Below are 20,322 nucleotides of genomic sequence, written 5' to 3' on the forward strand. Positions count from 1 at the left end.
AAAATTACTCAAAGTGATAGCCAGTTGGAAATAATCTTATTACCATCGGGCGTTAAAACACTCTCTGGATGGAATTGTATACCATATATATTATAATTACGATGCCTCAATGCCATGATTTTCCCATCAGTACTTTCGGCTATTATCTCAAGGCAATCGGGAAAATCAACCTTTGAAACAACCCAACTGTGATAGCGTCCCACGACGATTGGATTCTTAATACCTGAAAAAAGTGGGGTATTTACAGACTGAACTATCTCGGTGGATACCCCATGAAACACATCGGATAAGTGTTCTAGTCGTGCTCCGAAGACCTCCGCGATAGCTTGATGTCCTAGGCAAACACCTAGGATTGGCTTGTGACCAGCATAATAACGGATGACATTCAATAATTCGCCTGCTTGGGAAGGTAGACCGGGACCGGGACTAAGAACGATCTTATCAAAGCATTCTAACTCACAGAGTTGGAATGCATCATTATGAAAAATGGTTACTTCTCCGCCCACTTCTTTGATAAGGTGCGATAGATTATAAGTGAATGAATCATAGTTATCAATGATAACACATTTCATCTTCATCGGTTTCATCTATGCTCTCCCCGCTTATCTTTTTATACTTTCTAAGAAAGTCTTGAGCAGATTAATATTTTTCATAGCTGGTTCTTCCTCAAACTTGTGATCTATATTTATGCCATAGAACTGGGGATGAGAAAAATTGTTTATACTCGCTATATCATCTATGCCGATATTGCCTGACAATAGGAAAGGAATGTTCCCGTTATATGCTTCTAATATCGTCCAATCCTTAGAACCATCGTTAGAACTTTGGATATTAAACAGGAAATAATCGGCACTTTCTGCATACGGCTTATATTGATTGATATCTTCGCAAGTGCTAATATTAATCGTTTTCATTATCTTTATGCCAGCATGAATATCTGGATCTAACGTGCGACGAAGGTTATCCATCATAACAGGACTTTCGTCTCCGTCAAGCTGGACTATATCAAGATTGAAATTATAGACACGCGTAACGATGTTTTGGGGCATATCATCTTTAAAGATACCACATAACTTAGGACGATTGCTTTCGGATGTATTAATTTTCAATGTACCATAATCAGGAATAATACCGGCACATGAAGATATCTGACTGACATAACGCTCATCCGAAGAGCAGAAATTAAGTCCTATCCAATCAACGCCTAATTGCGATACATTATGAATATTCACGGCATCACGCATGCCACATACTTTAATTATCATAGTTATAATGTTTTGTGCAAAGATAACCAAAAAAAAGATTGTACTCGTAGTATTGTCTCAAAAACATTGCTTACGTGTGGGATAAAACAAAAATAATATTTCCTTCAGTTATAATAATCTCCTGATCACGAACGTTTAAAAGACATAGTAACTCTCTAATTAATATTATAATTTAAGCCTATGGTGAATATATTTACTCCAGAGGAATTAAAGCCTTCTGAGAAGACTTTAGCTCTCATTCGGCAGATAGCTTATACTTATCGCGCCTTAAAGATAAATGGAAAAATGAAGTCTTACTGCTTGAATTAAAGAAAATGGTATGGAAATAATTGTATCTCCTTCTCTACTCTCCGCAGATTTCCTCCGTTTGGACAAAGAAATCGAAATGATTAATGAAAGCGACGCCGATTGGCTTCACATGGATATTATGGATGGTGTATTTGTTCCTAATATATCTTTTGGATTCCCAATACTAGAGGCAGTTGGAAAAGCTTGTAAGAAACCAATGGATGTACACTTTATGATTGTTCATCCAGAGAATTATATCCAGCAAACGGCAGATACTGGAGCAGCTATTATGAATGTACAATATGAGGCGTGCGTGCATCTTCACCGAACAATCCAAGCTATTCATAATGCAGGAATGAAGGCAGGGGTAACACTGAATCCTTCTACTCCTGTGAATGTTTTAGAGGATATTATCTGTGACGTTGATATTGTTCAGCTCATGAGTGTTAATCCTGGTTTCGGTGGTCAGAGGTTTATTGAGCATACTATTAAAAAAGTTCAGCGACTTCGCCAACTAATAGAAAAGGAAAATAGTAAAGTATTGATAGAAGTTGATGGTGGTGTACAACAAGAGACAGCACCACGACTTGTACAAGCTGGAACAGATATTCTCGTTAGTGGCAGTTATGTTTTCAAGGCTTCTGATCCAAGAGCAGCAATTCATTCATTGAAAACTTTGAAACGATAAAAGTAAAAGGTGTTGAATATTAGATGTCTTCAGAAAATAATAATCATTATCGTTGGACCTCTCCTATTCAACACCTTTTCTTATTAAGCAAACTGTAGGTTTAAATGATGTTCACGCACCATCCGTCTCAAATTAAGAATGGCATAACGCATACGCCCTAGACTGGTGTTTATGCTTACACCAGTAGTTTCAGCTATCTCCTTAAATGACATCTCTTGGTAAAAGCGCATGTAAACAACCTCACGTTGTGGTGCTGGCAATAAATTCATCAAACGCTTTACGTCTGAAAGAGTTTGAGAGTTTATAAACTGACTTTCTATATTACTGATGGTAGTCTCACTACCACCAATATTGGACAAATCATTTTCCTTTGGCGCATCAACAACTTTATCTGCACGTTGGGCACGATACCAGTCCATGATAGCATTATGAGCAATGCGCATAATCCAAGCATAGAACTTTCCAGTTGGAGAATACTTACCCTGCTGTAGCCTAGTGATAACCTTCACAAACGTCTCCTGAAATAAGTCATCAGCAGCGTCATGATCACGTACCACGAAAAGAATATACGAAAAGAGTCTTGATTGATTGCGCTCAAGCAATAAATCAAAAGCCTCGTTACTTCCTTCAATATATGACAATGCCAACTCTTCGTCGGTCATATCACTTAGATTCTTCATTTATAATTCTATTGGTTTATGAAGTATAATTGTTCCGATAGGCTTTCTTTTCCTTAATCTTAATTGAAAATAATCTTTCTTCTATTACTGCAAAACATTAAATAGATCGGGTTAAAATCATCTTCATCTATCTTAGATGTGCAGTTTAAGTTGTGCAAATATAGTAACTTTTATCCTTTGTAGCAAACTTTTCACACAAAAACTCATTCATCTAACCATCGTCCACCCACGACATTCTTCTTCATACCAGGCACTCCAAGGTATCTTTGCTTTGTACCATAGAATGCAACTGTCCGCCCGTAGTTATTAGGATTAGTAGCTAAACCAAACTCATTCTTCATTGCTTTGGTTCTCAATTGAATGGCAATAACTTTCTTTTCCGTATTATCTCCCAACTCATCTGACAACAGGACGGCATTATCGAATGTGAAAGGATCCATCCATTCCGCATTCTTAATACTCTTACTGCAAGCACCAACAATGATTCCCTTAACCCAGACATATCTATCACCTAAGTCTGCATTGCGGAACTCCTCAACAGTGAAGACCTTTTGATCCTCATCAGAGCTGTCATCATCTTCCTCTAATCTTGGTAAACTGTCATTATCATCTGCGGGAGTGATCTTCTGACATCCTGTATAAATAACGCAGGCTAAGAGCATGATTATTAATCTATTCATCTTCATAGAATCAAGTTTATATTAACTTCGCAAAGATAAGAAAAGAATCAGATAATGTCAAGTGAAACAATAAAAAAGAGGTTGGTGCAGGAAGCTACCAACCTCGAACAAGATTTAGCAAAACATCTAAATCTGTGAAAAACACGGTACAAATATAGCGTATATAAAAGAATAAAACAAATATTATCAGTATAAAAAGAAGATTTTAACATTATAAGCGTACACACGAAAGGGCATAAAGAAGAAACAAGCAAAGAATTAGATGGTCTTTTAATTATAGTAATGTACTTAATTGCATATCTCGTTTCAAATAGCTATATTTGCATTGTTATAAATTCTTTTAATCATTAAACAGTTTTATTATGAACAAATCTTTACGCTTAATTCTCACTATTGCATTCGTTGCAATCAGTTCTTTATCTTTTGCACAAAAGAAAGTAGTTATCAGTTCAGCAGAACTGCAAGGTCCAACAAAAGGCAGTAATATTAGCATCAATAAGGATGGAATAACTATTACAATGTCAGAGGGAGCTATGAATTATAAGTATTCATATCGTCTTTATCAGAAAGCTACTATGACCATTACATCAAAAGATTACAATATGACAGAGATAGTAATGGAATGCGATACCTACAAAGAAAAGAAGAATGGAAAGCAATATCTCGCTGACGGTTTTGCTGATAACATGGAGGGCGTCACTATTTCATCTGATAATATTACAGCTACATGGAAAGGTGATGCAAAGACAGCTTCTTTCACTGCTGCTAAAAAGCAAGTACGTATTAAGAAGTTCACAATTACTTTGAAGGAGACTTCTGCTGGTATCACAGATATCAATGCCAATTCTAACGATGACACACAGCCAATGTATAACCTTTCTGGGCAGCGTGTAGACAAGACTTACAAGGGAGTTGTTATCCAGAACGGTAAGAAGTTCATCAATAGATAATACTACTTACCTTTTTATCGGATACCAATATTTTATTTTACAACTACAAAGGAATAAGAAGGGCTGAATACACGAAGCAATCAGCCCTTCTTTTAGTGCATTTCATTTCCCTGTTTTTTGAAAGGTTCACCCAATCTCTCTCACCCGTTTGCGAATCGTTTTCCACCTGTTCCAGCATTCTTTATCACCCGTTCTCCATTCCTTTCTCACGTGTTGCGCATCATTTACACACGCAGATAAAGTTAGTTTCATCATGGTGAGACACAAGTTTCATCACGATGAGACAAGTAAAAGGTACGAATGAGAAAGACGCAAGAGGCGTGAGAAAGGAATGGAGAACGGAGAATAAAGAATGCGGAAGCCTATTAGACAAAGATGCGAACAGGGTTAATTTAAATTGGAATAGATGAAAAATGTAATTGTAATAGGTATAAATGATGCGGAGATAGGGCAAATATTACGCGAAGCATATAAAACTAAAACGGGAACTATATAGAATTAAAACACGGATCATATAAAATAGGAAACCACCCAAGACTACGACATTTGCTCACGTCATAATTAATCTGTACTTTTGCACGAACAAAAGTTGGATATGGAAGAAAAGACTAACACACAAGAAGAGCAAATACTCATCAGAGTAACAGGGCAAGATAGACCGGGACTAACAGCATCTATCATGGAGATACTTGCACAATATGATACACACATCTTAGATATTGGTCAAGCTGATATTCACTCTACCCTATCATTGGGTATCTTAATAAGGATTGACGGGCAAAGTTCTGGACAAGTGATGAAAGACTTGCTTTTCAAAGCTACAGAACTTGGCGTGAACATCGGCTTCGTACCTATCAGTGATGACGAGTACGAAGATTGGGTGAACCAACAAGGTAAGAACAGATATATCCTTACCATCATTGGGCGGTCATTGTCGGCGAAGAACATAGAGGCAACGGCACAAATCATCTCGGCTCATGGCTTTAACATTGATGCTGTACGACGCCTTACAGGACGGCAAAGTATTAAGAAACATTACTTGCACGTCAGAGCCTGCATTGAGTTTTCACTTAGAGGAACCCCTACCGATTATCAACGTTTACAAGCAGAGTTGATGCAAATGAGCCATGAACAAGGTATTGATTGTTCTCTACAGAAGGATGATATGTATCGTCGTATGCGCAGACTCATCTGCTTTGATATGGATTCGACGCTCATTCAGACCGAGTGTATTGATGAACTTGCAAAGCGAGCTGGTGTTGGCGAACAAGTGGCAGAGATCACAGAACGTGCGATGCGTGGTGAGATTGATTTCAAAGAGAGTTTCGCTGAACGTGTAGCACTATTGAAGGGATTAGATGCTGGCGTAATGAAAGATATTGCAGAATCAATGCCTATTACGGAAGGCGTAGATAGATTGATGAATGTGCTGAAACAATGTGGTTATAAGATAGCGATTCTCAGCGGTGGATTTACTTATTTTGGAGAGTTCTTACAGCGCAAATATGGTATTGATTACGTCTATGCCAACGAATTAGAAATAGATGAGCATAATAAGTTAACTGGGCGTTACCTCGGAGATATAGTTGACGGAAAACGCAAGGCAGAACTATTGAAGCTACTGGCTCAAGTTGAGAAAGTCAATCTCGCACAAACAATAGCTGTAGGAGACGGAGCTAATGACTTGCCCATGATTTCTGAAGCAGGATTGGGCATTGCTTACCATGCAAAGCCACGTGTGCAAGCTACTGCCGAACAAAATATAACAACTATCGGGCTCGATGGTGTGCTGTATTTTCTTGGATTCAAGGATAGTTATCTGGGGGAAGCCGGCAGATTCTAACCACAAATCATTGCCTAATTTTAATACAATCTTAAAATGTAGGGACAGACGCCCTCGTCTGTCCACCCTAATAAAAGTGTTGCGGACAGACGAGGACGTCTGTCCCTACTTTATGCTTAGAGTACCTATACTAACTCCGTATAAGCTTGAGTCATTTCATCCATTAAACTGTCGAAGTTATCCGAGTTTAATGAGACTTTACAGAACATCAACTCTAAGTTCTCTTCCTCGAAAGAAATAGGCGAGTCATGCAACAAAGATTCCATGCCCGAGAGCATTAAACGATAGATTGTTGCCTGTCGCAAGTTCTTCGTGGATGATTGTGCACTTGTAATGCCAGTTGCATACGCTTGCATCTGTACACGGACAATAGAGCGAATGGCTAAAGAAACAGGAACGGTATCGTCCGCCTGCAAGGTGGGGCAAGAAGAAAAGAACTCCTCCTTTGTCAACAAATGACCTTCCAATAAAGCATAAACGTTTTTCTGATATTCCGCAGTAACTAAGTCATATAATGCCTTTGCCCCACAAGCATAACGCAAGAGTAACTTTGAAGAAGTAGAAGAGGAGAAATGTCTACGCTTCATATCAGTGGTTACCTGATCTAAGTCATCATAATTCAAACGGATAAGAACGGGGAATAGTACCGATACAAAATGTGAAGACAGGTTATCGAAGTTATTAACTAACAACTGCTTATACTCTCGTGGTTCTAATTTCTTCTTGTCGGGTGATAAAGCATCTATCTGTCCAGAGAAGAAAGAATGAAAGTAGCCCCTGACCATTGCAGTGACTACTCTCGATCGGTTAATATCCGTTATTCTCATATATTCTTTAATTTATCAATGACCTCCAAACACTCCCAGTTGATGAATTAGAAGAACGTGTGCTCGAAAGAGATTGGCTTCCAAATGAAGGTTGAATTCATCCTACGTGCATTACCAAATGATGATCTATTCTCGTTGCTTTGCTGTTGAGGGAAGAATGTTCCTATACTATGAGCCGCATTACTCTACTTCCTCAACGATTGTATTAGGAATTTCTTTAGATCTTAATAATTCATCTAAACTCTTAAAGGTGTAGGCAGCCTTATCTTGAACAACAGTCTTAGAGAAGCGATCGCGCAAGCTCATTAGTTTCTGAACAGCCTCTTGATAGTTATCGGCAGTTATACGATCTGCCATCTGTTGGGCGTTCGCTGGAGTAAAATTAAAATACTGCACAAGGTACTGCTGGAACTGACGACGTTGTGCTTGTATCATGTTCTCTAACTGCGCATTCATCTTATCCTTAGTACGATGGATGATAAAGATTAAACGGTCTGGTTCGCCACCACGTTGCCCATGATCATACTTCTTGTCATACTCAAAGAAGCAATCACAAGAACCTTTCTCGGATAATTCCTTCAACTCTTGCATGGCAGGATCGAGCACTCGACGGCAGAAGTCAGAGAACTTTTTATAATTATTCTCAAGACGTAACATCTTGCGGAAATCTAATGTTGCAATGACGGCACGCCCCTTATCAGCCCATGACTCGATAAACATATAGATGCGCTGTGTGTATCTATTCTTACAAGCAAAGACAATCTGCTTACCAAACTTATGATAACCTAAATCTAAAGAAACCAGACGTTCTGCTACTGTATGATCCAACTTTAAAATTGCATACTTATTATAGGAACGATCTTCGGGAATATATACATCACAAAGGTTAGTTGCCTTCGTGTACTTACGCCCTTCAGTCGTCTTATAAGGAATCTCAACAGGGATGGAAGCTAACATCTTCAATGAATTGCGAAGTTGAGGATAATGGTTAGGGTCAACACCTAATTCTTTGAAAGGCAACTTAATCGGCATTCTTCCATCTTCATCAAGCTCATCTGTCTGAAACAAATCTAACTGAAAGCCTCGTTTGCTCTTTAAGATTCCATGCAAAATATCTTGTAAACTCTCAACAATAGAAACGAGGATGCGGACTTGAATTAGCGAGTAATCATGACGCATCATTGTCACAGCAATTGGCTGTAATAACCATGTCTCTTCTTCAATAGGGATGAGGTCGTTCGATATGGTACGACTCTTTAGTGGCGCCTTTTGGGCTTTCGCTCCACGCTTACGAGTTATCTTCTTGCTGGATGTCTTATCAGTCATATCTGTTTAATTTGCCTTAGCTCTATATCTTTTATTGACTTGAAGTTACAAAGATACTGTTTTTTTTTTGAACAATCAACTAATAATACCGAAAATGATAAGTTATCATTAGTTGATTGATTAAGGCTAAACGCAAATAGCTTTAAAGGTTAAACGATTGCTTTGATGCAGCTTATTTCCACGCATAAGTTAACACATAATCATGTGTAACTTCGCTTACAAACTTTATGTCAATATTACTTCTAAGGTTGGTAACGTGGTCTAAGGCAACGTTTACCTTCATCTCTTGAAGGGCTAAGTGCTCTTCTGAAAACAATTTATAGAGGGTTTCCTTTGCACACCAAGCTATAAGCTGGGAACGTAAATCGGTGAAGGGTTCGTCAGAACGGAGGTAACGAGAGGTGATACGACTCACACGATTGGACACATACTCAATGTCAATCCCTACTTCAAAGTCCGTGGAAAGGATGATAGCAACATAACCAATGGTGTGAGATATACTAATGTGATAACCCTCGATAGTTGGTTTACCATCCTCATTATGATTGATAACAGGAACATAACCCAACATAGCAAAAAGAAGACGTTGCTCGCCTTCTTTCTCTGCCTTTCGTCCTTTGTCTATCGGCAAAAGACCTATAGTGATTTTATCAAAAACGTCACGCGTTATCCTCACAACCTATGATCACCTTGACTTTACTAATACGACGTTCATCTATCTCTAATACTTCAAAGGTATATCGCTTATACTTCAAAATCTCATGCACTGCAGGGAAATCGCCTTTGATCTCCAACAATAAACCAGCAAGTGAATCAGCATCACCTTCTACGTCATCAAACTCATCATCTGGAAGATTGAGTATTTTGGTAAAGTCATTCAATAAGGTTTTACCTTCAAAGATATAACTATTAGCGTCTAATTTTGTGTAGTTATGCTCTTCCTCGTCGTACTCATCATTGATCTCCCCGACTATCTCTTCTAAGATGTCTTCGAGCGTAACTATACCACTGGTTCCGCCAAACTCATCCACAACGATTGCAATATGAACTTTGTTCTCTTGGAACTCACGTAGAAGGTCGTCAATCTTCTTCGTTTCAGGAACAAAGTAAGAAGGGCGTATCAAGCTTTGCCATCTAAAGTTAGCTGGCTTTGATAGATGAGGAAGCAAATCTTTGATGTAAAGTACACCACGGATATTATCTTTATTGTCTTGATAAACAGGGATACGAGAGTAGTTGTTATCAACAATACACTTTAGTACATTATCATAAGAACAGCGAATGTCAAGGTCTATAATATCTTGTCGGGAGGTCATTACTTCTTTAGCAGTTTCATCTCCAAAACGTATAATACCTTGCAACATACTTTGTTCGTCTTTGATATCACTCTTATCTGTCAACTCAAGTGCTTGTTCCAAGTCGTCAATAGATAACTGCCTGTTTTCCTTCTGCAAAACCTTTTCAGCAAAGGCTCCACTCTTTAGGAGAATTGTCTCCACTGGCCAGAACAACTTACGAAAAAAAATTACCCCTTTCACTGCCTTTCGGCAAAATGCAAGTGGATTCTTTCTACTATAAACCTTAGGGATAATTTCGCCAAAGAGTAGCAGTAAGAAGGTTAATAAAATCGTAACGCAAAGAAACTGCAACCATTCTTCGCCGAACGTAAACAAACTATTGAAGATATAGTTACACAACATGATGATGGTCACGTTAACAAGGTTATTCGTTATAAGAATAGTTGCCAGTGTGCGCTCACTATCATCGCGAAGTTTCTGAACCTGCATATCCAATGGGCTTTTATCTGGATCCATAGCCTCTAAATCTGCCGGAGACAAACTAAAAAAAGCTATCTCTGACGCACTAGCAAAGCCAGATAAAAGTATAAGAAATAATGCCAAGAGGATAGAAACAAGTATACTTGGACTTATTGGATTAACGGTGATATAAGAAGATATATCTAATAGAAAACTATCCATTAAAAAGGTAATTTGTTATTATCAGAGATGGAGTTATCAGCGTCTTTATTCTTCTCTTCCAATGCACTCTCCATCTTTCGAGATGCACTTAACCATTCAAGATTATCCACGTAGATTTCTGTAACCTGTCGGCGCACCCCTTTTTTATCATCATAAGAACGATTCCTTATACGTCCTTCAACATATAGTTTGTCACCCTTATGAATGTATTGTTCGGCATACTTTGCCAAACTCTTAAATAGTACTATATTATGCCAATCGGTACGGTCTGGAACTTTCGTTCCACCAGGAAGCTCATATCCTCGCTCTGTTGTAGCTAACGTAAAGGTCGCAACACATTGATCCGCATCATAATAGCGTACTTCTGGTTCACGACCAACATTACCAATTAACATTACTTTGTTCATATAGCACAGATATAAAAGAAAGAGAAATACTTTACTTCCACATACCCAAATACTTAAATCTAAAATTCTTACCTTTAGCAGATGGAAACTGACTTCTATTGTCAACTCTCTCCTTCAAATATTCAACCATACGAGCATAACAATCCCAGCCAGAAACAGCTTTGCATCGAACTACAAAGTGCGTGTCTCTATATTCGTGCTTACCTGTAGATGGAATCAAGACAACACGCTTGAAGTCAAGTTCACCCTCATACCATCCTTCACGCTCCTCATTGAGGTGCATAATTGCTGGGTTATTTTTACGTTGCATACTATCAATGCTAGGACGTAATGCTTTCTTCTGCTTAAAATCCATCATACTAGCGGCCTCAGTCTTTATAACAATAAAGTAGACACGAGGGCGTACCTTGTAACGTTTAGGATAGAATACATCATTTGCTGCATAATTCCTAATATCATCTTCCAAGTCTGGAGTGAGTTGAATATCAGGAATAGAACTCAAAAAATCTAACGCCTCTTCAACATTATGCACTAATACTTCATTATCGAAATACCGTAAATATAAATTCATAAAGATAATGTTATGTATGTTTCTCTTTCTAAAATAAGAGCGGCAAACGAGACTCGAACTCGCGACCCCGACCTTGGCAAGGTCGTGCTCTACCAACTGAGCTATTGCCGCATACAATGTAAGTAATTACTTACTAAAATCTGCATGTGAAGAGGAGGAGACTCGAACTCCCACGAAGCAATTTTCACTACCCCCTCAAAGTAGCGCGTCTACCAATTCCGCCACCTCTCCAATATGCCTATAATATTCAAAGAACTTCCGTGCCCAGAACAGGACTCGAACCTGCACGTCGTGAAACACACGCACCTGAAACGTGCGCGTCTACCAATTCCGCCACCTGGGCATTAGTTTTGAGATAACTAAAAAGCCTTCCAGAATATCAAAGAGCGGCAAACGAGACTCGAACTCGCGACCCCGACCTTGGCAAGGTCGTGCTCTACCAACTGAGCTATTGCCGCAATAAAACATCTACTTACTCTAAAGATTGATGATTGTCGGGGCGACAGGATTCGAACCTGCGACCGCCTGGTCCCAAACCAGGAGCGCTACCGGGCTGCGCTACACCCCGTTGCATATCCAGCAATTATTAGCGTTATTTCTGAATTGCGAGTGCAAAGGTAGTACTTATTTTTGAAACTACCAAATATTTCTATGCTTTTTCTATCAAAAAGTACATTAATTTCTAAAGCAAAGAATTTATGATATACCAAGAATATATGTAATAGTCTGAAAAACAACATCATATATTTATCTATGCCTACATAGGACGAAATACTACAGAAAAATACATTTCCTGATTGTTTGCTTTATTTCAATCCAAATTTACTTTTTAAATGGTATTGCAACAAAGAGTTTAGCAAATAAGAAATTGCAAAATGAAGACAAATACCAATCACAAAATCACAATCACACAATCACAAAATCAACTTTTGGTGTATCGTATTTTTCTTACATAGATAATGTATCATTATATATTATTATTTATTAATAATGTATTCTATTATATGGGAATCTCTTTTACATGTTGAAAATCCTTTTTGTGATTTTGTGATTGTGATTTGTGTGATTGGTAGGACTTTTTCTTTGACCATTGACCTTGGAACTTTTTCCCGTTAGACAAAGGCTAAGGGCTAGACATCAATGATATTGCCATCACTTCGGTGATAGAACTCATTTTTGACACAGAATGCACGGATGGCACAAAAGCCGAGGCACACAGAGTTCCTTGCGGAACATGGGAATCCACAGAAGCAGACACCCCAAGCCCTTCCTTAATTCAAAAATTATGATTACTTTCAATTGCTGGAGTAACTATAGTAATAAACACATTAACTTGCACGCTAATTACCCGTTATTGTGATGTTGCACGCCTCTTGTGTGGGAAAGGACATCCCCTCCCTTCGGAGGGGCTTGGGGGGAGGCTCTCCCTCTGTTATTTTGTCTTATTAGCTCCTAATCACATATTTACTTATATCTCTGTAATACAGATAGTTACAATGGTGTTTGCGGAACTTGTTACTCCAGTATCCCGAAAAACGATTGTTTTCCGAATAAAGTTGCTTACCTTTGCAAACAGAAAGAAAAAGCCCCCCTCTACAGCCACACGACCTACAGCCTCACCCCCAACCCCTCTCCGAATGGAGAGGGGAGTGAATAGCAAGATAAGCCCCAAGAAGTTTAAAAGTTAGTGCTCTTATGCTTAGAGATTAGCGTTCTTAGATTCAAAGATTAGCGTTAGCAAACTCAAAGATTAACCTTAGCAAGGTCAGAAATTAGCGTTAGCAGGGTCAGAGTCAAAGGTAAATGCACTACAAAAGATTCTGATTAATTTGATTAGGGAAACTTGGATTTCAAAAAAGTGAACATAGAAAAGAAAATAAAAAAGAAGATTGCGTAATAACACACAACCTTCTCCTCTATTTCAGTGACGAAAATATCAATTAGAAGAAACTTCTACTTAATGATACCTTCTTCTTTAAAAATCTTCTTCAACGCCTGTACGCCACGCTCAACCTGCTCCTCTGTATGAGTAGCCATCAAAGCAAAACGAACAAGTGTATCTTGAGGTGCACAAGCAGGAGGAATAACAGGGTTGATAAACACACCTGCTTCATACGCCAACTTCGTTACAATAAAAGTCTTCTGTATATCACGAACATAAAGTGGGATGATCGGACTCTCAGTCTCTCCTATCTCAAAACCTTCTTCCTTGAAACGCTTCAAAGCATAGTTTGTAACCTTCCATAAATGTTCTATACGTTCTGGTTCACTTTCCAAGATGTGAAGAGCCTCTAAAGCCGCAGCTGTTGCAGAAGGTGTATTACTTGCAGAGAAGATGTATGTACGACATGTATGACGAAGATAATTGATTGTATCCTTATCTCCTGCAATAAAACCACCTATTGATGCAAGACTCTTTGAGAACGTTCCCATTATCAAATCGACTTCATCCGTTACATGGAAATGATCACAAACGCCCCTACCCTGACGACCAAACACACCTAAGCCATGTGCCTCATCAACCATAATAGAGCAGTTGTACTTATGCTTCAGTTTCACAATCTCTGGTAGATTAGCTAAATCACCTTCCATCGAGAAGACACCATCAACAACGATTAGTTTCACTGCTTCATGTGGAAGTTTCTGGAGGACACGCTCCAGATCCACCATATCATTATGCTTATAATGAAGTTGAGTTGCAAAACTCAAACGACGACCATCAACAATACTAGCATGATCACGATCGTCACAAATAATATAATCACCACGCCCAACAACCATTGCCAGAACGCCAGCATTTACAGAGAAACCTGTAGAGAAAACAAGAGCTTCATCCTTTCCTTCAAAAGCTGCAAGTTCTTTCTCTAATTGAACATGAAGATCCAATGTTCCATTCAAGAAACGACTACCTGCACATCCAGTACCATATTTGTCTAAAGCACGATGTGCCGCATCTATAACACGTTGATCATTTGGTAGACCTGTATAGGCATTAGAACCAAACATCAAGATCCTGTTTCCATCAATATCTGTAACTTCTGTTCCTTGCTTGCTCGTAATCTCGCGGAAATAAGGATAAACTCCTGCTTCCATAAACTTCTGCGGATCACGGTAACTTTTGTACTTGTCTTGTAACTGTCCCATTATATTTAATATGGTGTAGCCAATGACTACATAAAATTATTTTAGGTTGCAAAGATAATAACTTTGAATGACAAAAAGGACATTTTGATTAGAAAAGTGCTTTTTAAAGTATTTTTCATACTACACTACCAAGAAGATATAAGATTAATATGTACCTTTGTCAAACAAACTATATTCTGACCATTGACACAATGAACAAAAAAAGAATCGTTTTCATTCTTAATCCTATATCAGGTACTATCAGTAAGGCAGGTATTCCTGATCTTATTGAAGAAAGGCTTGATAAAAATAAGTTTGATTACAATATAGTTGAGACTCAATATGCTGGGCATGCCACAGAATTAGCAAAACAAGCTGTAGAAGAGGGAATTGACATTGTAGTTGCTATCGGTGGAGATGGAACTGTCAATGAAGTTGGCAGATCCCTAATCAACACACAGACAGCTATGGCAATCCTACCTTGTGGATCAGGAAATGGATTAGCAAGGCATCTAAATCTTCCTATGAACCTCAAGAAATGTGTAGATGTTATCAACGAATGCGATATTAGAGCTTTAGATTACGGCATTATCAATGACCACCCATTTTTCTGTACTTGTGGTATGGGATTCGATGCATTCATCTCTATGCAATTTGCTCAAGCTGGGAAAAGAGGTCCAATTACCTACATGCAAAAGGTTCTTGAAGAAGGACTTAAATATCAACCAGAAACATACGAAATAGAAGATGAGGATGGGGTCAAACGATATAAAGCTTTCCTCGTCTCTGCCGCTAATGCTTCTCAATATGGTAATAATGCATATATTGCACCTCAGGCATCCATGAGTGATGGTTTATTAGATATTATCATTATGGAACCTTTCGACATATTAGAAGCACCACAAGTAGCTATTGAACTCTTCAATAAGACACTGGATAAAAACCTAAAGATAAAGACGTTTAAATCAAAGAGAATACATATACATCGTAAGAAAGAGGGGGTAATTCACTATGATGGAGACCCTGTTTTATCTAGTGCTGACATAGATATCTCTATTGTTTCAAAAGGCATTAACATCGTAACTAAACACAATGCTGATAAGGCTCATCGACAACCTAACATGTTACAAACAGCTTTCTCAGAGATTTTCTATAACATCGATCTCATGAGGCAGGATATCACCAAACAAAGTAGAAAAGTTCAGGCCATCAATAAAACCATATTACGTAAGCTGAATATATAACTATACCAAACCAATAAGAAGAATGGGCTTTACATTCAAAAACTTTCATATCACTCAAGATAAGGCAGCTATGAAAGTTGGTACTGATGGGGTTCTACTTGGTGCTTGGGCACAGGGTGGAATGAGGATATTAGATATTGGTACTGGTACTGGGCTCATTGCGTTAATGATGGCACAACGATTTCCACAAGCTCATATTGATGCTATAGAAGTAGATCCCCAAGCATTAGAAGACGCACATGTAAATATTGAGTCATCCCCATTTCATGATAGAATAAAACTCATTCATTCCTCACTTCAATACTATAAACCTAGTCTATTTCCCCCGAACGTTGATAATGTTTATGACGCTATTATAAGCAACCCACCTTACTTTATCAATTCTTTAAAGAATCCTTTACAAGAAAGGACAGTTGCAAGACATACCGTAACCTTAACACCAAAGGAGTTGTTACAGCATGCCTCACGTCTATTAAAAGATGAAGGAATACTTTCACTCATTATACCATCAGATAATAAAGTTATCATAGAGTCAGAGGCTATACTTTGCGGATTATCAACTACAAAGATTATAAATATAAAGACAAAACCATCAAAGTCTCCTAAACGGTGTATGATAGAATTTAAGAAGATATTATCATCACTTATAAAAGAAGAACATGTAACATTGACACAGGACAATGGGGAACGTTCAGAATGGTATCATCAACTTACCAAAGAATTTTACATCAAGTAAAATAGAGACCAATTACAATAAGGTAGTGTATAGGTTACAAAACATTAAAGCACACTAAACTTTCCATCTTTCGCTTTTATTTTGTAACTTTGCAAGCTAATATAGGTATAACAAAACTTTATGAAACAAAATAGCTCAATACAGATGTTTGCAGATTACGAAGGTGATTTGCCTAACTTAAATGTGAAAGTTAATGGCGAGATTCCCATATTCGTAACCCGCAATCTTGTAATGTTCCCAGGAATTCTCACCCCAATTCTTGTTGGTAGAAAAACGACATTGGCATTGGTAAAATATTTGGAGGAGAATCCAGAAACCATCATTGCTCTTGTTAGTCAAAAGGATAGCAATGTCAATGAACCTAAAGAGGACGACATTTACAAAATCGGTATTTATGCACGCTTCGTTCGTGCTTTTGATATGCCAGGCAATTATGAAGGTGATAATAAGACTATCATATTACAAGGATTTGGCAAGTGTCGGATTAAAGAGATAACCTCCAAATCTCCTTACATGAAAGGCGTTACGGAAGCTATAGGAGAGGAAATGGAGTCTAAAACAGATAAGGAGTTCATTACAGCTGTAGAAGACATGAAGTTAGTAGCAAAAGAGTATATCCATGGAAGCGATGAGATTCCTGATGATACTCAACTTGCACTTGACAACATGGGTAACCCTATCATTGCTGTCAACTACACCTGCTCTACAATGCCTTTCCCCATTGCTGACAAGATTCAGATGTTGGAAGAGAACTCCATAAAGGATCGTCTCTTCAAACTGATGAAGATACTGAACAGAGAAATTCAGTTCCAACATTTACGCCAAGACATTCGATCAAAAACACGTGAGGATCTTGATGAGCAACAGCGTGAATACTTTCTCCATCAACAAATTAAGAATATAAAGGAAGAACTTGGTGATGGTGATTCTGCACCAGATAAGAAGGAATTACTAGAAAAGGCAAAGGATAAGAAATGGTCACAAGATATTGCTAAAATCTTCCAAAAGGAAATTGATAAGCTCGACACACTAAACCCTCAAAGTCCTGATTATAGCATACAAGTAAACTATCTTCAAACGATGGTGGCTTTACCATGGAATGAATATACAACTGATAATCTCGACTTAAAGCGTGCAAAGCGTATATTAGACAAAGACCATTATGGAATGGAGAAAGTCAAGGAGCGCATCCTTGAATATATAGCTGTATTACAATTACGTGGCAGTCTAAAGTCTCCAATCCTCTGTCTTTATGGTCCTCCAGGTGTAGGAAAGACTAGCTTAGGGGTAAGTATTGCCGAAGCTATGAAACGCAAGTATGTTCGTGTATCGTTAGGTGGTTTACATGACGAGTCTGAAATCAGAGGTCATCGCAAGACTTACATAGGTGCTATGCCTGGTCGTATCATCAAGAACATACAAAAGGCAGGCTCTTCCAACCCTGTCTTCATCCTTGATGAGATTGATAAGATAACGCAAAACACCATTAATGGAGATCCCTCTTCTGCGTTATTGGAAGTACTTGACCCTGAACAGAACAGTGCTTTCCATGACAACTACCTTGATATGGATTATGACCTCTCAAAGGTACTTTTCATAGCAACAGCCAATGATCTCAACACAATCCCGAGACCTTTATTAGATCGTATGGAGCTGATCAATGTTTCTGGTTATATCACAGAAGAGAAGATCGAGATTGCTAAACGGCATTTGATTCCAAAGGAACTTAAGAATACAGGTTTAGATCAATTAACAAATAAACCAAAGTTCACAAAGGCAGCCCTTGAGAAGATTATCGAGAGTTACACACGAGAGAGCGGTGTTCGTCAACTTGAGAAGCAGATCAATAAGGTGATGCGTAAATTGGCATTCGAACAGGCTATGAATGCAAAACTACCTTATACAAAGATTACTCCTGATTCGTTGGAAGACTTAATTGGTAAGCCTCCTTTCACACGTGATATTTATCAAGGAAATAAATATGCTGGAGTAGTAACAGGACTTGCTTGGACAAGTGTGGGTGGTGAGATATTGTTTATTGAAACTTCTCTATCAAAGGGAAAGGCTGGAAAGTTAACACTAACTGGTAATCTTGGAGATGTGATGAAAGAATCAGCGGTTATTGCACTCGAATATGTCAAAGCACACATTGATACTTTAGGGGTTGATTATCGTATCTTTGAGCAATGGAATATACACATCCATGTACCAGAAGGAGCAACACCAAAGGATGGTCCTTCCGCTGGTATAACTATTGCTACAAGTATAGCCTCAGCCCTTACACAACGCAAGGTGCGCAAAAACACTGCTATGACAGGTGAGATAACGCTTCGTGGTAAAGTTCTTCCAGTTGGTGGCATTAAAGAGAAAATCCTAGCTGCTAAACGTGCAGGTATTACAGATATCGTAATGTGTTCGGAGAACAAGAAAGATATTGAAGAAATACCTGAGATTTACAGAAAGGGTATTGAGTTCCACTTCGTTGAGAATATCAAACAAGTATGGGATTTCGCTCTTACCGATGAGCTGGTAGAACATCCAGTAGACTTCACTATATCTGAAGACAATAAAGCTACAAAGAAATGACATTTGAACTGCAACACACAGATAACGCAAGCGATGCACGTACAGGATTAATCACGACAGCCCATGGACAGATAAAGACTCCTATCTTCATGCCAGTGGGTACTGTTGGTTCTGTGAAAGGTGTACACTTTGAAGAACTACGAAGACAGGTAAAGGCGCAAATTATCTTAGGTAATACTTATCACCTTTATCTACGTCCAGGTTTAGATGTATTAAAAGCTGCAGGTGGCTTGCATGGCTTTAATGGTTGGGAGCGCCCTATCCTTACTGATTCAGGTGGTTTCCAAGTATTCTCATTAACTGGTATTCGTAAATTATCAGAGGAAGGATGTGAGTTTAGGAGCCATATTGATGGTTCTAAGCATTTCTTCACACCAGAGAATGTTATGGATACCGAACGCATTATAGGTGCAGACATCATGATGGCTCTAGATGAATGTCCTCCCGGTCAAAGCAATTATGAATATGCAAAGAAGAGTTTAGGCATGACCCAACGTTGGTTAACTCGTTGTATCAAACGATTCAATGAAACCGAACCTCTCTATGGTTACGAGCAAAGCCTCTTCCCAATTGTTCAAGGATGTACCTATAAAGATCTACGTCAAGAGGCTGCCAAGTTTGTGACGGATCAAGGAGCTGATGGTAATGCCATTGGTGGACTAGCTGTCGGTGAGCCTACTGATGTTATGTATGAAATGATCGAGGTAGTTAATGAGATTCTACCTAAAGATAAACCACGTTACTTGATGGGTGTAGGTACACCACAAAACATCCTTGAGGCTATCGAGCGTGGTGTTGATATGTTCGATTGCGTTATGCCTACACGTAATGGTCGTAATGCAATGCTCTTTACTTACAATGGAACGATGAATATGCGTAACAAGAAATGGGAGAAAGACTTCTCTCCCGTTGATCCTGACGGATGTGACATTGATCAAATTACAAGTAAAGCCTATCTACACCATCTATTCAAGGCAGGCGAACTATTAGCAATGCAGATTGCTAGTATACACAACTTAGCTTTCTATCTTCGTTTGGTAACAGACGCACGAACACATATTGAGCAAGGCGACTTCGTTCAGTGGAAGGCATCTGTAATTGAGCAATTAGGAAGAAGAATTTAAGGAGA

At 38.5% G+C, this 20,322-nt stretch carries 19 protein-coding genes and 5 tRNA genes; 8 read left to right on the forward strand and 16 right to left on the reverse strand.

The genetic code is table 11. The features are described 5' to 3' along the window. Nucleotides 1-8 precede the first annotated feature (8 nt). Both D464_RS0101845 and D464_RS0101850 read right to left on the reverse strand, forming a co-directional pair. Nucleotides 9-587, reverse strand: coding sequence for an anthranilate synthase component II (locus tag D464_RS0101845; RefSeq protein WP_018909892.1), 579 nt, complete (start codon nt 585-587; stop codon nt 9-11). 15 nt (nt 588-602) lie between these two features. Beyond that, nucleotides 603-1,265 carry a phosphoribosylanthranilate isomerase gene (locus D464_RS0101850; protein WP_018909893.1) on the reverse strand — a complete coding sequence of 221 codons (663 nt, stop codon included), beginning with the start codon at nt 1,263-1,265 and terminating at the stop codon, nt 603-605. 180 nt (nt 1,266-1,445) lie between these two features. Here D464_RS0101850 and D464_RS14055 point away from each other — a divergent pair, with 180 nt between their 5' ends. Then, complete coding sequence (locus tag D464_RS14055; RefSeq protein ID WP_018909894.1) at nt 1,446-1,574, forward strand: hypothetical protein; 129 nt, start codon at nt 1,446-1,448, stop codon at nt 1,572-1,574. A gap of 10 nt (nt 1,575-1,584) precedes the next feature. Beyond that, nucleotides 1,585-2,241: a ribulose-phosphate 3-epimerase gene (rpe, locus tag D464_RS0101860; protein ID WP_018909895.1), complete on the forward strand. Its 657-nt coding sequence runs from the start codon at nt 1,585-1,587 to the stop codon at nt 2,239-2,241. Between the two features lie 83 nt (nt 2,242-2,324). Here rpe and D464_RS0101865 read toward each other — a convergent pair whose 3' ends face one another. Together D464_RS0101865 and D464_RS0101870 are read right to left on the reverse strand one after the other, a co-directional pair. Continuing rightward, on the reverse strand, nt 2,325-2,921 hold the full coding sequence (locus D464_RS0101865) for an RNA polymerase sigma factor (protein ID WP_018909896.1): 597 nt from the start codon (nt 2,919-2,921) through the stop codon (nt 2,325-2,327). 203 nt (nt 2,922-3,124) lie between these two features. Then, entirely contained in the window at nt 3,125-3,601 is a 477-nt protein-coding gene (locus tag D464_RS0101870) for a DUF6359 domain-containing protein (RefSeq protein WP_409371850.1), read from the reverse strand. Between the two features lie 362 nt (nt 3,602-3,963). Here D464_RS0101870 and D464_RS0101880 point away from each other — a divergent pair, with 362 nt between their 5' ends. Together D464_RS0101880 and serB are read left to right on the forward strand one after the other, a co-directional pair. Further along, the gene (locus D464_RS0101880) at nt 3,964-4,551 is read left to right on the forward strand and encodes a hypothetical protein (protein ID WP_018909898.1); all 588 of its coding nucleotides are present in this window, start codon (nt 3,964-3,966) and stop codon (nt 4,549-4,551) included. 595 nt (nt 4,552-5,146) lie between these two features. Next, nucleotides 5,147-6,394: a phosphoserine phosphatase SerB gene (gene serB / locus D464_RS0101895; protein ID WP_018909899.1), complete on the forward strand. Its 1,248-nt coding sequence runs from the start codon at nt 5,147-5,149 to the stop codon at nt 6,392-6,394. A 125-nt stretch (nt 6,395-6,519) separates the two neighbouring features. On the opposite strand, the gene D464_RS0101900 is transcribed toward serB, so the two are convergent. The 12 genes from D464_RS0101900 to spt all read right to left on the reverse strand — a co-directional run bounded on the left by D464_RS0101900 (nt 6,520) and on the right by spt (nt 14,648). Then, on the reverse strand, nt 6,520-7,221 hold the full coding sequence (locus D464_RS0101900; RefSeq protein WP_018909900.1) for a hypothetical protein: 702 nt from the start codon (nt 7,219-7,221) through the stop codon (nt 6,520-6,522). Nucleotides 7,222-7,401: 180 nt separating this feature from the next. Continuing rightward, complete coding sequence (locus D464_RS0101905) at nt 7,402-8,547, reverse strand: replication initiation protein (RefSeq protein ID WP_018909901.1); 1,146 nt, start codon at nt 8,545-8,547, stop codon at nt 7,402-7,404. A gap of 172 nt (nt 8,548-8,719) precedes the next feature. Beyond that, nucleotides 8,720-9,223 carry a 4'-phosphopantetheinyl transferase family protein gene (locus tag D464_RS0101910; protein ID WP_018909902.1) on the reverse strand — a complete coding sequence of 168 codons (504 nt, stop codon included), beginning with the start codon at nt 9,221-9,223 and terminating at the stop codon, nt 8,720-8,722. Beyond that, entirely contained in the window at nt 9,207-10,526 is a 1,320-nt protein-coding gene (gene gldE / locus D464_RS0101915; RefSeq protein ID WP_018909903.1) for a gliding motility-associated protein GldE, read from the reverse strand. Before gldE ends, D464_RS0101910 begins: the two co-directional genes overlap by 17 nt. Beyond that, nucleotides 10,526-10,933 carry a single-stranded DNA-binding protein gene (locus D464_RS0101920; protein ID WP_018909904.1) on the reverse strand — a complete coding sequence of 136 codons (408 nt, stop codon included), beginning with the start codon at nt 10,931-10,933 and terminating at the stop codon, nt 10,526-10,528. Before D464_RS0101920 ends, gldE begins: the two co-directional genes overlap by 1 nt. A gap of 31 nt (nt 10,934-10,964) precedes the next feature. Next, complete coding sequence (locus tag D464_RS0101925) at nt 10,965-11,504, reverse strand: hypothetical protein (protein ID WP_024985707.1); 540 nt, start codon at nt 11,502-11,504, stop codon at nt 10,965-10,967. Nucleotides 11,505-11,542: 38 nt separating this feature from the next. Continuing rightward, nucleotides 11,543-11,615, reverse strand: a tRNA-Gly gene (locus D464_RS0101930). Nucleotides 11,616-11,651: 36 nt separating this feature from the next. Further along, nucleotides 11,652-11,735: transfer RNA gene (locus tag D464_RS0101935), tRNA-Leu, on the reverse strand. A gap of 30 nt (nt 11,736-11,765) precedes the next feature. Next, nucleotides 11,766-11,847 (reverse strand) — tRNA-Leu (locus D464_RS0101940). Nucleotides 11,848-11,889: 42 nt separating this feature from the next. Then, nucleotides 11,890-11,962: transfer RNA gene (locus D464_RS0101945), tRNA-Gly, on the reverse strand. 36 nt (nt 11,963-11,998) lie between these two features. Further along, nucleotides 11,999-12,072: transfer RNA gene (locus D464_RS0101950), tRNA-Pro, on the reverse strand. 1,385 nt (nt 12,073-13,457) lie between these two features. Next, nucleotides 13,458-14,648 carry a serine palmitoyltransferase gene (gene spt, locus D464_RS0101955; protein ID WP_018909905.1) on the reverse strand — a complete coding sequence of 397 codons (1,191 nt, stop codon included), beginning with the start codon at nt 14,646-14,648 and terminating at the stop codon, nt 13,458-13,460. A gap of 191 nt (nt 14,649-14,839) precedes the next feature. Between spt and D464_RS0101960 the strand changes: the two genes are divergently transcribed. From D464_RS0101960 to tgt, 4 genes are all read left to right on the forward strand, one after another. Next, nucleotides 14,840-15,871, forward strand: coding sequence for a diacylglycerol/lipid kinase family protein (locus D464_RS0101960; protein ID WP_018909906.1), 1,032 nt, complete (start codon nt 14,840-14,842; stop codon nt 15,869-15,871). Between the two features lie 22 nt (nt 15,872-15,893). Next, the gene (locus D464_RS0101965) at nt 15,894-16,607 is read left to right on the forward strand and encodes a tRNA1(Val) (adenine(37)-N6)-methyltransferase (RefSeq protein WP_018909907.1); all 714 of its coding nucleotides are present in this window, start codon (nt 15,894-15,896) and stop codon (nt 16,605-16,607) included. 120 nt (nt 16,608-16,727) lie between these two features. Continuing rightward, on the forward strand, nt 16,728-19,193 hold the full coding sequence (lon, locus tag D464_RS0101970) for an endopeptidase La (RefSeq protein WP_018909908.1): 2,466 nt from the start codon (nt 16,728-16,730) through the stop codon (nt 19,191-19,193). Next, a complete protein-coding gene (tgt, locus tag D464_RS0101975) occupies nt 19,190-20,317 on the forward strand; it encodes a tRNA guanosine(34) transglycosylase Tgt (protein ID WP_018909909.1) in 1,128 nt (375 codons plus the stop codon). Before lon ends, tgt begins: the two co-directional genes overlap by 4 nt. The last annotated feature ends 5 nt before the right edge of the window (nt 20,318-20,322 follow it).

Source organism: Prevotella veroralis DSM 19559 = JCM 6290, from assembly GCF_000377625.1.
Taxonomy (GTDB): Bacteria; Bacteroidota; Bacteroidia; order Bacteroidales; family Bacteroidaceae; genus Prevotella; species Prevotella veroralis.

What these genes read in the sequence shown, in the direction of transcription:
- D464_RS0101845 (WP_018909892.1), bottom strand. Translation starts at nt 587, where the DNA reads ATGAAACCGATGAAGATGAAATGTGTTATCATTGATAACTATGATTCA.
- D464_RS0101850 (WP_018909893.1), bottom strand. Translation starts at nt 1,265, where the DNA reads ATGATAATTAAAGTATGTGGCATGCGTGATGCCGTGAATATTCATAAT.
- D464_RS14055 (WP_018909894.1), top strand. Translation starts at nt 1,446, where the DNA reads ATGGTGAATATATTTACTCCAGAGGAATTAAAGCCTTCTGAGAAGACT.
- rpe (WP_018909895.1), top strand. Translation starts at nt 1,585, where the DNA reads ATGGAAATAATTGTATCTCCTTCTCTACTCTCCGCAGATTTCCTCCGT.
- D464_RS0101865 (WP_018909896.1), bottom strand. Translation starts at nt 2,921, where the DNA reads ATGAAGAATCTAAGTGATATGACCGACGAAGAGTTGGCATTGTCATAT.
- D464_RS0101870 (WP_409371850.1), bottom strand. Translation starts at nt 3,601, where the DNA reads ATGAATAGATTAATAATCATGCTCTTAGCCTGCGTTATTTATACAGGA.
- D464_RS0101880 (WP_018909898.1), top strand. Translation starts at nt 3,964, where the DNA reads ATGAACAAATCTTTACGCTTAATTCTCACTATTGCATTCGTTGCAATC.
- serB (WP_018909899.1), top strand. Translation starts at nt 5,147, where the DNA reads ATGGAAGAAAAGACTAACACACAAGAAGAGCAAATACTCATCAGAGTA.
- D464_RS0101900 (WP_018909900.1), bottom strand. Translation starts at nt 7,221, where the DNA reads ATGAGAATAACGGATATTAACCGATCGAGAGTAGTCACTGCAATGGTC.
- D464_RS0101905 (WP_018909901.1), bottom strand. Translation starts at nt 8,547, where the DNA reads ATGACTGATAAGACATCCAGCAAGAAGATAACTCGTAAGCGTGGAGCG.
- gldE (WP_018909903.1), bottom strand. Translation starts at nt 10,526, where the DNA reads ATGGATAGTTTTCTATTAGATATATCTTCTTATATCACCGTTAATCCA.
- D464_RS0101920 (WP_018909904.1), bottom strand. Translation starts at nt 10,933, where the DNA reads ATGAACAAAGTAATGTTAATTGGTAATGTTGGTCGTGAACCAGAAGTA.
- D464_RS0101925 (WP_024985707.1), bottom strand. Translation starts at nt 11,504, where the DNA reads ATGAATTTATATTTACGGTATTTCGATAATGAAGTATTAGTGCATAAT.
- spt (WP_018909905.1), bottom strand. Translation starts at nt 14,648, where the DNA reads ATGGGACAGTTACAAGACAAGTACAAAAGTTACCGTGATCCGCAGAAG.
- D464_RS0101960 (WP_018909906.1), top strand. Translation starts at nt 14,840, where the DNA reads ATGAACAAAAAAAGAATCGTTTTCATTCTTAATCCTATATCAGGTACT.
- D464_RS0101965 (WP_018909907.1), top strand. Translation starts at nt 15,894, where the DNA reads ATGGGCTTTACATTCAAAAACTTTCATATCACTCAAGATAAGGCAGCT.
- lon (WP_018909908.1), top strand. Translation starts at nt 16,728, where the DNA reads ATGAAACAAAATAGCTCAATACAGATGTTTGCAGATTACGAAGGTGAT.
- tgt (WP_018909909.1), top strand. Translation starts at nt 19,190, where the DNA reads ATGACATTTGAACTGCAACACACAGATAACGCAAGCGATGCACGTACA.